Here is an 11,243-nt window from a genome sequence, read left to right as displayed (position 1 = left end):
TACAACTTCGGCCGCAGACTCAAAACACTCAGGGGCCTGACTCCCTACGAATTCATCTGCAAACAGTGGACAGATGAACCTGAACTTTTTAAAATTGATCCGATCCATCAAATGCCGGGACTAAACAGCTAGGTCATGAGGAATGGCACCATTTTTCCAGAAATCCATCATTAACAGAAGTGTTGCACCGATTTGTTCTACAGTCATTCGTGCGAATTTTGCCTGTAAGTCGCCAATATAAAGTGGCATCCAAATTGAAATATCTTTATGCATGGGTTTACCTTTTTATGGGTATAAGGGGCTAAGGTCATCAATTTGATGACCTTGTATATTTATTAGATCAGGGAGCTAGATTTATTAACCGGATACGGGCTTGTTGAGCTAAATCATCGTAATGGGCTTGTCCATCATCTAGCATTCGCTGTAGCCAAAGTCTCAAAGCCTGATGGTCATCGAAACATTTGTTAACTTTCAGCAAAAAGGCCAGATTGTGCAGTTTGGGAATGTGTAGCTCATAGATTAATTCACGAGCGACCATATCTGCTTCTGGGCTGACGACCACACCACCAAAGAAAGCCTTACTATTCATGTGCAAGCTCCTCTGTATTGAGTTTTTCTAGCATGGCTTCAAAAGCACTGCCATCGCGACGTGTAACATTGGGGATGTAACGGCTATAGACCCGAAACAGCATTTCAGTGGTTGAATGTCCCAGCTGGCGTGCGATCCACTCCGGGTTCTCGCCTGCCGACAGCCAGAGTGTTGCTGCTGTATGGCGTGTTTGATAAGCACGACGGGGCTTTAGCCCTAAAAAGCGTAACAGGGGATGCCAGACACGCTTGCTTACCAAGCGATAATCGAGAGGCCCACCATCACGATTACAGAAGACAAAACTGGATTTACCATTATTTAAGCTTTTCTGTTGTAGAAAGGCCTGATAAACCCGATCACTCATTTGTATGGTACGGTCAGAACCATAAGTTTTGGTTCCACCAAGTTCCCCATTTACTAACGCTTCTCTGATATGGATTTCACGGCGTGGTAAGTCAATGTTCTTCCATTGAAGGCCATCAATTTCACTAGTACGCATGCCCGTAAAAAAGCGGATGGTGTAATAAGGTTTGAAGTCATCACGTACCGTGGTGATAATTTTATGTACATCCTCCAGAGAAAAAGGTGTGACTTCAATCTTACTTTCTTTCAGATTGTTAATATTTTTATAAGGCGACTCAAACTCGTATCGTTCAGCCGCATCATTCAGTATCATACGTAAAGGCGTCATGATTTGATTAATCCTAGATGCTTTCAGACTTGTTTGATTTTTTCCGTGTGTCACTTTGGCGAGAGAGGCGCGGAAGTTCAGCAAGTCTGACTTCTTAATTTTTGTTAAAACAAGATTACCAAAAGCAGGTAACAAGTAATTTTTAATGACAATCGCTACTTTTTGTTGATAAGAACCTCTCCATTCAATTTGTTTCTGTTTAAACCACAAAGCTGTAAAATCTTTGAAAAGTGGCACTTGTGTTTGTACTGCAATTTGTTGACTACGTTTTTCTTTGAAGTCATCAATTTTTTTACTTTTAGGAAAATATTTTTCATATTCAAAAGTACCTAAAGTGATTTCCGCTTCCAGTTGTTCTAGACGCTTCTTTAGTACTCTTCGGTTGTATGCGTTATCTTCAAGGCTCGTTGTTTCTCTGCATCGAGTACCCATATAACGGAAGTCAGCAATGAGCCTTCCATTTCGTTCGCGGATGCTAGCCATATTCATAGTTCCTCTATAGTCAATTATTGAAGAGCATCCATGCTTAAACCTGTAAATTTCAGCATTTCCTTTTCGATACGCTCCCAGACAAAGAGAATCTTGCGTCCACCAAAAGGACGAATATAGTGAACACCTTCAATGAAGACGCTATCTTTAAGTTGATTGCGAATAGTACGAGCGTCGTACTGAATTTTTTCAGCCAGCTGTTGGGCTGTAAGATAGGTATATGACATAATAAAAGCCTCTGATTTTTTACTAGTTAAATAGGAAAAATTATCCTTAAAACGTAAATTATCATATTTCTATGTCTTTGCAAGTACTTTTTACTATCTAACTAGGAAATTTTATGATTATTTCAAACTTGGCAGTTTTGTTGGCAGAAAGAAAGCTAAAAGTTGCTGATCTGGTTAGAAGCACTGGAATTAATAAATCTACTTTACATAAACTTTATAATGATGAGTCTGTAAGAATTGATTTTGAGACAATTGATAAGATTTGCACAGCACTAGAGGTAGAGGTTGGAGATTTATTGATTTTTAAAAAAAATATTAATAATCAGTCCAGTGAAGAGTAGTTTGGTCACCGATGGTCACTTTGAAATCTTGATTGGTCACAAAGTAGATATGAAATTTGAACGATCGTTAAAATTTATCTAGATAATTTGAATTGATTTATTTAAAACTTAGATGAATATCTAAAAATGAGCTTTTATAGGTAAAAATTTTGGTCACCGATGGTCACTTTAGAAAAGTGATTGGTCACAAACTTAAGAAATAAGTTCAAATTTTGGGGGGGAAATTCGATTTTTTAGGCCTCTATTTTAAATCTAAACAGTCTAAAATTGTATGTAAGTGAGTAGCGTTTGAGGTCATTTAAGGTGATTTATATACGGTGTGGCACATAATGGTCACATTTTGGGCACTGAATATAGAGCTGGGCAGTAAAATTTATAAGTAGGCTTTAGTAAATAATTCTAATTAGATGAATAAATATCAATTAAATCAACAATAAAAAGCCCCAATCTTTCGATCAGGGCTTTTTAAATCTGGAGCGGGAAACGAGACTCGAACTCGCGACCCCAACCTTGGCAAGGTTGTGCTCTACCAACTGAGCTATTCCCGCGTATTGAGCAGTTTTTGCTAAAACTTACACTAAAAAATGGAGCGGGAAACGAGACTCGAACTCGCGACCCCAACCTTGGCAAGGTTGTGCTCTACCAACTGAGCTATTCCCGCGTATGGAGCAGTTTTTGCTAAAACTTACACTGAAAAAAATTTGGAGCGGGAAACGAGACTCGAACTCGCGACCCCAACCTTGGCAAGGTTGTGCTCTACCAACTGAGCTATTCCCGCATAGCGCTGTATGATACAGCAAGCAAGTTCAGGGTCAATAGCTTTATGAAAAAGCTGAGTTTAATTGCATAAAATAAAGCCAGTTTTAGACTATACCTTGAGCTTTTTAACTTTTACTCGCGAAACGTTGTGCCTAATGCTGTCTGAAAGGGTTTTACACATTCAACATCCTGAAGGAACAGGTATACTTTGAACGAATCATCATTTTTTGGAGACAGGTATGAGCTTGGAGCAGCAACTGATTGAACGCTTACAACAGCTTTCCCCATCGCATTTAGAAGTCGTGAATGAATCTTCTGGTCATGGCGGCTATTTCCCAGGGAAAGAATCACATTTTAAAGTGATCGTGGTGAGTGATATTTTTGAGGGATTACGTTTAGTTCAGCGGCATCAAAAAATTTATGCGGTAGCAGGAGATTTACTTAGTCCAGGTAAAATTCATGCTTTGGCTATACATGCTTTTCTACCCGAAGAATGGCAAGGGCAAGATACTTCCAGCCCAAATTGCGCACATGCCCCGAAAAGCTAAGCAGAGATTCAGTCATGGAAACACAATTATTGATTAAGATCGTGCATATGAGTGCGGTCAGCTTGGCATGTGTATTGATTTTGGCGCGTGCCATGACGCTATTTAAAGGCGTTCAAGGCAATCAACCCAATCCAGCAGGTCGAACAGTTTTTGTTGCTCTTCAGCACTTAAGCATGCTGGAGATTGTACTGACTGGGGTTGCACTTTTAGTGATGAAAAACTTTGATGTGCAAACATGGTTTTATGCCAAAGTGGTTTTATTTTTAGTGATGTTATCTTCTTTGTCGAAAGCTTATAAAAAAGAAGACAGCATTTTACTTACACAGCGCCGAGTGGGGTTATTCTTGGCGGTGGTAGCGATGATATCCATTTTAGGTTTAGTCATGATTAAACCAAACTTTGGCTAATTGTTAGACATAATCATCGGCACAGCGATTGTTCTGCGCTACACTGCTATCTATAGCGGAAAAATAACAAGAGGGAGGGGATTTCATGCATACACGTGTGGTATTTAATCAAAAAGGTGGTGTCGGTAAGTCCAGTATTGCAGTAAATTTGGCGGCAATTAGTGCATATCAAGGCTTAAGAACCTTATTGATTGATCTCGATCCGCAAGCGAATTCGAGTCAGTATGTATTGGGCGATGACGCAACGTATTCTGCAGATAAACCAGCTTTAGAACCCAATATTGAAAACTATTTTGAAGAAGTGCTTGGAACGACTCAAAATAAAAGTCTATTGGGCAGTGCCATTGGTTCGATCCTAAAAGGACGAGCTAAAGGCTTAGAAAGTTATGTACACCAATCCCCTTTTAAAAATTTGGATGTGATTCCAGCCAGCCCAAGCCTCGGGGCATTGGCTTATGCTTTAGAGTCAAAACATAAAATTTATAAACTGCGTGATGCGTTACAACAGCTTGCTGGAAAATATGATCGTGTTTATATCGATACACCACCAGCCTTTAACTTCTTTACTTTGTCGGCACTGATTGCAGCCAATAAAGTCCTGATTCCGTTTGATTGTGATGTCTTTTCTAAACGTGCATTGCAAACTTTGATCGAAAATGTGCTCGAAACTCAAGACGATCATAATGATCATTTGGAAATTGAAGGCATTGTGGTGAATCAGTTCCAAGCGCAGGCCAAACTTCCGCGTGAAGTGGTGCAACAGCTGAAGGATGAAGGTCTTCCTGTACTAGAAAGTATGTTGCCCCCATCGGTGCTGATGAAAGAATCGCATCACAAAAATTTACCCTTAATTCATTTGGCACACGATCATAAATTGACGCAGGCCTATCAATCATTGTTCAATGAGATTGAGAATAATAAATTGCGAGATTCAGCATGAAAAAGATCACAATTGCTTTTTTAATGGGCAGTATGCTGTTATTGAGTGCCTGTGCCACAACGGTTAAACCGACTTATGTCTCTCCTACACAGTATCAAGCTTTGAACTGCCAACAGTTACAAGCAGAATATAATCGGATTCAGCAACATTTAGATGAAGGTGTACCTACTGCGAAACGTACGGGTGTGGGCGTGGGTCTAGGTCTGGGTGGTGGATGGAGTCATGGTGGCGGTTGGGGCTTTGGTCCAAGCGTTTCAGTCAATATGGGACAATCATCGAACACCAAAAAAACTGAAATTTCACGACTTTTGGGTCAGCAAGAGGCGATTGTACAGGCTGCAAAATTCAAAGGCTGTGCGATTACCGTGCAAAATAAGACGAATTAATGCCGCATTTATTCATTCTGCTGAAGGGTTCAACCTTTCAGCAGTCATTAAAATCTTAGCAAAATGTTTCGAAAATAATCTCAATAAAACAATGTGCTATCGTTTTACCATGCACTTTTCTACCTCATGGGTTCTGTGTTTTTTTTTTGGCTTTGACTTGAGGAAGCCACTCTTTTTCGGCTAAATTGCGCATCTTTAATGCTGTTGTTGGATGTCTATGATTGAGAGTTGGCTGTTTGTATTGGCAATGATTGCTGTCTTGATGATTCCGGGACCAACCAATGCTTTACTCGCAAGCTCTGCACATCAGCAAGGTCTGGCGAAGACCAGCTTACTTGTACCCGCAGAACTGTTTGGGTATTTCTATGCCATCAATTTATGGGCACTCCTGATTCATCTTAGCACCCCGACTTGGCCTTATCTGATAGACCTTTTACATGCACTCAGTGCAGTCTATGTGTTCTGGCTGGCTTTTCATTTGTGGAAAAGCTCACACTTAGAAAAACATAATCAACGTTTTACCTCGATTCGACCTAAACAATTGTTTTTTTCTACTTTGAAAAATCCGAAAGCGGTCTTATTTGCTGCGGGTATTTTTCCCTATGAAGCCTGGAATAATCCCACCAATTTCTTTTTGGTGTTTGCGGTGTTTAGTCTGGTGTTATTGCCAACGGCACTGTTCTGGATGTCTTTTGGCCGTGTCATTTTATCGGGTGAGTCCAAACAAATAAAAGCCGATCTCTTATATAAAGGATCGGCCATGTTGTTGGTGGTGTGTATGTTTCCCGTGATTCTACGTTTTTTTGCTTAAGCTTCAGTGGTTGATTTTTTCTTTAATTTGGCACGAATAAAACCAATGATCCCCGGCAAGACACTAATAATAATAATGCCGAAAATCAGATGCGTGAAATTGTCTTTGACCACAGGCACATTACCAAAAATATAGCCTAAAGTAATAAATGAACCAATCCAGCAGAATGCACCAATCAGGTTATAAGACAGGAAAAATTTGTAATCCATTTTTCCTGCACCTGCTACAAAAGGTGCAAAAGTCCGCGCAAAAGGAATAAAACGTGCAAAAATAATAGTTTTACCACCATGTTTTTCAAAGAACTTTTGCGTATTAATCAGATGTTGTTTATTGATGAAACGGGATTCGATTTCAAAAACGCGCGGTCCAATATAACGACCAATGTGATAATTCAGCGTATCGCCCAGTACGGCCGCGATAAAAAGTAAAACACCAAGAGTCCACGGATTCATTGCACCTGTGGATGCTGCTAAAGCACCTGCGGCAAACAATAAGCTGTCGCCGGGTAGGAACGGCATGACCACCAAACCTGTTTCCACAAAGATGATGAGAAACAAAATTGCATAAATCCAAACCCCATAGTTGGTGATAAACTCAAGCAAATGGTCATCGACATGTAATATAAAATCAATCAGTTCCATGGGGCACAAATAAGCAAAAGAGTGCGGAAATCCTAGCAGTCTCGTTATCAGAAGTCAGTATTAAAACGTAAATAAATTTAGCTATCAGTGTTCTTATCTTAAAAGTATGTGTGATGAAAATGGATATTTATTCTAAAAATAGAGAACATTAAGATAGCTACAACTTCAAATAAAACGTATTTAAAGGTGTAAAAATATTTAATCGAAATGTTGTGGCCAAAAATATTATCAATCAACCCAATACAGATGTAGTTTTAGCTTTAATTGCCCGTGTACTGATAGCTTATATTTTCATTGTTGCAGGCTGGGGAAAAATTTCAGCTTATAGCGCAACTGTAGGGTATATGGAGTCTATGGGGGTTCCTGGAGCGCTATTACCTTTAACCATTTTAGTTGAGTTTGGTGGTGGCTTAGCGCTGTTATTTGGTTTTCAAGCCCGCTTTGCTGCGTTTGGTTTAGGTCTCTTTAGTATGATTACTGCGTTTATTTTTCACGATGGCGCGCAAGACAGCATTAACTTTATGAAAAACTTTGCAATGGCGGGTGGTTTATTTTTTCTAATGCTACATGGTGCAGGAAAAATGAGTCTAGATCATCTGATTGAAAAATAATTCAAAATGAAAAGCAGCATTCACGATGCTGCTTTTTTTTATTTACAAAAAAGTACGGTGTGGACGTTCATTTTTTGTTTTGATCAAGATCAATAAAACATGAGGAAAATAAGATGAAAAATCTTTTTAAAATAGGGTTATGTATTACAAGTCTAAGTCTTGCCGCTAGTGCATGGGCTAAAGATGACCATATCATTTTACAAGCAGCAGCAAAGAATCATGTCTCTGTGTCAGCCATTGCAAAGCTCAAAGATGAAACGGCGGTCACTTTAAAAGGGACACTGCTGAAACATCTCAATGAAGACCACTACGAGTTCAGCGATGGTACAGGAGTTATTTTGCTGGATATTGATGACGATTTATGGAAAGCATCCAATATTAAAGCAGGAGATAAGGTGCAGGTTGTGGGCGAGGTGGATACACATCGTTATAAACCGACCGATATTGAAGTCGTTAAAATAGAAAAAGTTTTGAAATAAACATCAGGCACGCGAAAGCGTGCTTTTTGATATAAAAACCATTGGGTTTTAAGCGTTGTATAAAGCTTGTCCGAATTATGTGCGTTATGCGCGGAAAAATGCTAGAATACGGCGCTTATATTCGTTTGCCTTTCATAGTTGTTTGTCATGACTACCAATACTCAAATTACTGAAGATCGTATCCTTATTTTGGATTTCGGTTCTCAATATAGCCAGCTTATTGCACGCCGCGTACGTGAAGCTGGCGTATATTCTGAAATGTATGCCTATGACATGTCTGAAGAAGACATTCGTGCATTTAATCCAAACGGTATCATCTTATCAGGTGGTCCTGAGAGCGTACACGAAGAAGGCAGCCCACGTGCGCCAGAAGTTGTGTTCAACTTAGGTGTACCAGTTTTGGGTATTTGCTATGGCTTACAAACCATGTCTGCACAGCTTGGCGGTAAAGTTGAGCCGGGTACTGTACATGAGTTCGGTTATGCCGAAGTAAACATCCAAGTTCGTGACAAGTTGATTGGTGATCTTGAAGACACCAAAGACCAACTTAAAGTCTGGATGAGCCATGGTGACAAAGTGACAGCGATTCCTGAAGGTTTCCAAATCACTGCAAGCACACCAAGCTGTCCAGTTGCGATGGTTTCTGATGAAACTCGTCGTTTCTACGGTATTCAGTTCCACCCAGAAGTAACGCACACTGCAAAAGGTGCAGAGTTATTATCGAACTTTGTACACAGCATTTGTGGCTGTCGTAGCCTGTGGAACTCTGAAAACATCATTGACCTACGCGTTGAACAATTACGTCAACAAATTGGCGATCAAAAAGTTCTTCTTGGTCTGTCGGGTGGTGTTGATTCATCAGTAGTTGCTGCGCTTTTACACCGTGCGATTGGCGATCAATTGACTTGTGTATTCGTTGATAATGGCCTACTTCGTTTGAATGAAGGCGAGCAAGTGATGGACATGTTTGCGAAAAACATGGGTATCCGAGTGATTCGTGCTGATGCTGAAGAGCGTTTCTTGACTGCACTTGCAGGTGAAGTTGATCCTGAGAAAAAACGTAAAATCATTGGTCGTGAATTCATTGAAGTTTTTGCTGAAGAAGCGCGTAAGCTTGATGGCGTAAACTTCCTTGCTCAAGGGACAATTTACCCAGACGTGATCGAATCTGCTGCAACCAAAAATGGTAAAGCGCATGTGATTAAATCTCACCACAATGTGGGCGGTTTACCAGATGACTTAGCTTTTGAATTGGTTGAGCCAATCCGTGATTTGTTTAAAGATGAAGTGCGTCGTTTAGGCACAACTTTAGGTTTACCGTTTGAAATGTTATATCGTCATCCATTCCCAGGTCCAGGTTTGGGCGTGCGTATTTTGGGTGAAGTGAAGAAAGAATATGCAGACATTTTACGTCTTGCAGATGATATCTTTATGCAAGAGCTTCGTGCTAGCGGTTGGTATGATAAAACTGCACAAGCCTTTGCTGTATTCCAACCGGTGAAATCTGTTGGCGTCGTCGGTGATGGTCGTCGTTATGCATGGGTGATTGCACTTCGTGCCGTTGAAACGGTTGACTTTATGACAGCACGCTTCGCACATCTTCCTTATGATCTTGTCGATAAAATCTCGACTCGTATCATGAACGAAATTAAAGATGTTTCTCGTGTTGTGTATGATGTGTCATCTAAGCCACCAGCAACGATTGAATGGGAGTAAAATCGGGGCTTTAAAATACAACGCATTTTACCGATTTTACGCCAAAGGCTACGCCTGCGGCAGTGAGGGCTTTCTAAAAGCGATAGCTTTTAGCCAAATTTACGCCAAGCGCTCTGCGCGCGGCAGTTGACGAAAATTATCTTTAAAAAAAGAGCGCTTAAGCGCTCTTTTTTGATGTAGTTAGTTTTATATAAAGAGGGTCTAATGTAGTCGATTCTATTCCAATACTTTTTAAGAAACCTTCGTATTGTCTTGGATTTAACTCAATAATTTTTTTTAGAATAGCAAAAGAAGCTTTATGCATTTCAGGTTGTTCTAAAGGTGTAAAGGATCTTTCAAATATTCCTGCCAAGTGAGAGTATTCATTATTGATTCTATCAGTAAATGTAAATACTAAATGTTCGCCCCAAAGGAATTGAAGTTTTTCGGTATCGGTGTTGGAAAATCCATCTGGATAATGAAAATTAGAATATAGTTCTAAAAATTTCCTTGCGTTATTGGGGAAATTATAAAATATATTATAGTTTTGGTCGTTAATGTTTTCTTCACTTGCACAGAGATATAGTTGATGAAATAAGAAATTAAATTCTGAAAAGTAGTTTTTCATATAGATTGGCATTTGGAATATAGCAGAGGAGTCAAAATTCCTTTTAACAATAAAAAATTGTATATTGCCCCATTTTTTCCCATTGAGTCGTTTTAGGTATTTTAAAAACTCTAAATTATGTGTTGAAATAAACAGTTGCCCAAATTTTTGATTAATTACAATTTTTTCTTCAATAAGAGAAAAGATAAAGAAAATATGATTACTATCTAAACTACTAATAGGATCATCTATCCAAATAATCGGTTTCTTATTTTGATCTAGATCATCTTGGATTTTTGCTAAGAAATAGCAAAATGAGATGAGGCTTTGCTCACCTTCACTGAGATTATGGGCTTTAGTACCATTACGTTGGATTTCAAATTTAATCTCTTTCCCATTTGTTGTATTGGCTTCGATTGGTTCTAGGCTTAAGGCTTGATGTCCGAAATCATGATTTAGAATATTCTTAATGCGTCGACAAGCTTCACCCTCAGATTTTAATTTGTCTTCTTCACTTTTTATTTCAGTAGTAATTGTGGTTTTTCGAGTTTGTAGTGTTGCAAGTTCAATTTCTAATGGAGCAATGGCTTCAAAAGCTAGGTCTATATCTGAAGTTAACTGAGTGTAGTTAATAGATTGTAAGAAGATATAAATATGATCTAAACGTAATGCATTTTTAGCTTCGTTTTGCAAAGAATAAAGTTGATCATTTTTCTGAATGCATTCAGTTCGAATCTGAGAAATTCTTTCAAGGATAGTTTTGATTTCTGTAGAATGATCTTGAGGATGTTCGATTGATAACTCTGAAAATAGTTTTTTATCTTTATCCTCAAGTGATTTTTTTAGCAGTTCGATAGATGATTTCTGCTTGGCAAAAGCATTTTGAACCGTACCAGGTTTGTCGGAGACTTTTTTATTTAAGTTAGGCCACCTGACCTAACGGGTTAATCTTATCATAGTACATTGCTTCAAACTCAAAAGGCGATACATAACCCAGTGCACTGTGTACACGCTTTTTATTG

At 39.1% G+C, this 11,243-nt stretch carries 14 protein-coding genes, 3 tRNA genes and 2 pseudogenes; 10 read left to right on the top strand and 9 right to left on the bottom strand.

From position 1 onward, the window contains the following. Positions 1-132: pseudogene (locus MF4640_RS19130) on the top strand (IS481 family transposase); the annotation flags it as partial. Here the strand turns inward: MF4640_RS19130 and MF4640_RS17085 are convergent. The 4 genes from MF4640_RS17085 to MF4640_RS17070 form a co-directional block, all read right to left on the bottom strand. Continuing rightward, entirely contained in the window at positions 121-273 is a 153-nt protein-coding gene (locus tag MF4640_RS17085) for a hypothetical protein (protein WP_227518680.1), read from the bottom strand. The pseudogene MF4640_RS19130 and the gene MF4640_RS17085 sit on opposite strands and share 12 nt — an antisense overlap. Positions 274-340: 67 nt before the next feature. Next, on the bottom strand, positions 341-589 hold the full coding sequence (locus tag MF4640_RS17080) for a hypothetical protein (protein WP_005401917.1): 249 nt from the start codon (positions 587-589) through the stop codon (positions 341-343). Next, the gene (locus tag MF4640_RS17075) at positions 582-1,763 is read right to left on the bottom strand and encodes an Arm DNA-binding domain-containing protein (protein WP_078390338.1); all 1,182 of its coding nucleotides are present in this window, start codon (positions 1,761-1,763) and stop codon (positions 582-584) included. Before MF4640_RS17075 ends, MF4640_RS17080 begins: the two co-directional genes overlap by 8 nt. 23 nt (positions 1,764-1,786) lie before the next feature. Beyond that, positions 1,787-1,996 (bottom strand): hypothetical protein, encoded by a 210-nt coding sequence (locus MF4640_RS17070; RefSeq protein WP_005401915.1) that lies wholly within the window; start codon positions 1,994-1,996, stop codon positions 1,787-1,789. A 113-nt stretch (positions 1,997-2,109) separates the two neighbouring features. On the opposite strand from MF4640_RS17070, the gene MF4640_RS17065 reads away from it, so the two are divergent. After that, complete coding sequence (locus tag MF4640_RS17065) at positions 2,110-2,337, top strand: helix-turn-helix domain-containing protein (RefSeq protein WP_005401914.1); 228 nt, start codon at positions 2,110-2,112, stop codon at positions 2,335-2,337. A 472-nt stretch (positions 2,338-2,809) separates the two neighbouring features. On the opposite strand, the gene MF4640_RS17060 is transcribed toward MF4640_RS17065, so the two are convergent. From MF4640_RS17060 to MF4640_RS17050, 3 genes are all read right to left on the bottom strand, one after another. Next, positions 2,810-2,885: transfer RNA gene (locus MF4640_RS17060), tRNA-Gly, on the bottom strand. Positions 2,886-2,922: 37 nt separating this feature from the next. Beyond that, a tRNA-Gly gene (locus MF4640_RS17055) sits at positions 2,923-2,998 on the bottom strand. 41 nt (positions 2,999-3,039) lie between these two features. Then, positions 3,040-3,115 (bottom strand) — tRNA-Gly (locus MF4640_RS17050). A gap of 220 nt (positions 3,116-3,335) precedes the next feature. Here MF4640_RS17050 and MF4640_RS17045 point away from each other — a divergent pair. The 5 genes from MF4640_RS17045 (at position 3,336) to MF4640_RS17025 (ending at position 6,188) form a co-directional block, all read left to right on the top strand. Further along, positions 3,336-3,644, top strand: coding sequence for a BolA family protein (locus tag MF4640_RS17045; RefSeq protein WP_078390337.1), 309 nt, complete (start codon positions 3,336-3,338; stop codon positions 3,642-3,644). A gap of 14 nt (positions 3,645-3,658) precedes the next feature. Continuing rightward, positions 3,659-4,051, top strand: a complete 393-nt coding sequence (locus tag MF4640_RS17040; protein ID WP_078390336.1) for a SirB2 family protein — start codon at positions 3,659-3,661, stop codon at positions 4,049-4,051. 85 nt (positions 4,052-4,136) lie between these two features. Further along, the gene (locus MF4640_RS17035) at positions 4,137-4,991 is read left to right on the top strand and encodes a ParA family protein (RefSeq protein WP_010325621.1); all 855 of its coding nucleotides are present in this window, start codon (positions 4,137-4,139) and stop codon (positions 4,989-4,991) included. After that, positions 4,988-5,377 (top strand): hypothetical protein, encoded by a 390-nt coding sequence (locus MF4640_RS17030; RefSeq protein WP_078390335.1) that lies wholly within the window; start codon positions 4,988-4,990, stop codon positions 5,375-5,377. Before MF4640_RS17035 ends, MF4640_RS17030 begins: the two co-directional genes overlap by 4 nt. A 217-nt stretch (positions 5,378-5,594) precedes the next feature. Then, positions 5,595-6,188 (top strand): LysE family translocator, encoded by a 594-nt coding sequence (locus MF4640_RS17025; protein WP_078390334.1) that lies wholly within the window; start codon positions 5,595-5,597, stop codon positions 6,186-6,188. On the opposite strand, the gene MF4640_RS17020 is transcribed toward MF4640_RS17025, so the two are convergent. Beyond that, on the bottom strand, positions 6,185-6,829 hold the full coding sequence (locus tag MF4640_RS17020; protein ID WP_004684377.1) for a DedA family protein: 645 nt from the start codon (positions 6,827-6,829) through the stop codon (positions 6,185-6,187). The genes MF4640_RS17025 and MF4640_RS17020 overlap by 4 nt on opposite strands. A 194-nt stretch (positions 6,830-7,023) precedes the next feature. On the opposite strand from MF4640_RS17020, the gene MF4640_RS17015 reads away from it, so the two are divergent. From MF4640_RS17015 to guaA, 3 genes are all read left to right on the top strand, one after another. After that, positions 7,024-7,440 carry a DoxX family protein gene (locus MF4640_RS17015; protein ID WP_078390333.1) on the top strand — a complete coding sequence of 139 codons (417 nt, stop codon included), beginning with the start codon at positions 7,024-7,026 and terminating at the stop codon, positions 7,438-7,440. A 113-nt stretch (positions 7,441-7,553) separates the two neighbouring features. Beyond that, complete coding sequence (locus tag MF4640_RS17010; RefSeq protein WP_078390332.1) at positions 7,554-7,919, top strand: NirD/YgiW/YdeI family stress tolerance protein; 366 nt, start codon at positions 7,554-7,556, stop codon at positions 7,917-7,919. A gap of 147 nt (positions 7,920-8,066) precedes the next feature. Continuing rightward, positions 8,067-9,635, top strand: coding sequence for a glutamine-hydrolyzing GMP synthase (gene guaA / locus MF4640_RS17005; RefSeq protein ID WP_004684379.1), 1,569 nt, complete (start codon positions 8,067-8,069; stop codon positions 9,633-9,635). 157 nt (positions 9,636-9,792) lie between these two features. Here guaA and MF4640_RS17000 read toward each other — a convergent pair. Further along, positions 9,793-11,106 (bottom strand): annotated as a pseudogene (locus MF4640_RS17000) (AAA family ATPase); the annotation flags it as partial. Between the last annotated feature and the right edge of the window lie 137 nt (positions 11,107-11,243).

Origin of the sequence: Acinetobacter sp. MF4640 (assembly GCF_002018895.1) — a bacterium.
Taxonomy (GTDB): domain Bacteria; phylum Pseudomonadota; class Gammaproteobacteria; order Pseudomonadales; family Moraxellaceae; genus Acinetobacter; species Acinetobacter johnsonii.
This window is presented reverse-complemented; position numbering and strand designations above follow the sequence as displayed.

What these genes read in the sequence shown, in the direction of transcription:
- MF4640_RS17085 (WP_227518680.1), bottom strand. Translation starts at nt 273, where the DNA reads ATGCATAAAGATATTTCAATTTGGATGCCACTTTATATTGGCGACTTA.
- MF4640_RS17030 (WP_078390335.1), top strand. Translation starts at nt 4,988, where the DNA reads ATGAAAAAGATCACAATTGCTTTTTTAATGGGCAGTATGCTGTTATTG.
- MF4640_RS17010 (WP_078390332.1), top strand. Translation starts at nt 7,554, where the DNA reads ATGAAAAATCTTTTTAAAATAGGGTTATGTATTACAAGTCTAAGTCTT.
- guaA (WP_004684379.1), top strand. Translation starts at nt 8,067, where the DNA reads ATGACTACCAATACTCAAATTACTGAAGATCGTATCCTTATTTTGGAT.
- MF4640_RS17040 (WP_078390336.1), top strand. Translation starts at nt 3,659, where the DNA reads ATGGAAACACAATTATTGATTAAGATCGTGCATATGAGTGCGGTCAGC.
- MF4640_RS17020 (WP_004684377.1), bottom strand. Translation starts at nt 6,829, where the DNA reads ATGGAACTGATTGATTTTATATTACATGTCGATGACCATTTGCTTGAG.
- MF4640_RS17075 (WP_078390338.1), bottom strand. Translation starts at nt 1,763, where the DNA reads ATGGCTAGCATCCGCGAACGAAATGGAAGGCTCATTGCTGACTTCCGT.
- MF4640_RS17035 (WP_010325621.1), top strand. Translation starts at nt 4,137, where the DNA reads ATGCATACACGTGTGGTATTTAATCAAAAAGGTGGTGTCGGTAAGTCC.
- MF4640_RS17065 (WP_005401914.1), top strand. Translation starts at nt 2,110, where the DNA reads ATGATTATTTCAAACTTGGCAGTTTTGTTGGCAGAAAGAAAGCTAAAA.
- MF4640_RS17025 (WP_078390334.1), top strand. Translation starts at nt 5,595, where the DNA reads ATGATTGAGAGTTGGCTGTTTGTATTGGCAATGATTGCTGTCTTGATG.
- MF4640_RS17070 (WP_005401915.1), bottom strand. Translation starts at nt 1,996, where the DNA reads ATGTCATATACCTATCTTACAGCCCAACAGCTGGCTGAAAAAATTCAG.
- MF4640_RS17045 (WP_078390337.1), top strand. Translation starts at nt 3,336, where the DNA reads ATGAGCTTGGAGCAGCAACTGATTGAACGCTTACAACAGCTTTCCCCA.
- MF4640_RS17080 (WP_005401917.1), bottom strand. Translation starts at nt 589, where the DNA reads ATGAATAGTAAGGCTTTCTTTGGTGGTGTGGTCGTCAGCCCAGAAGCA.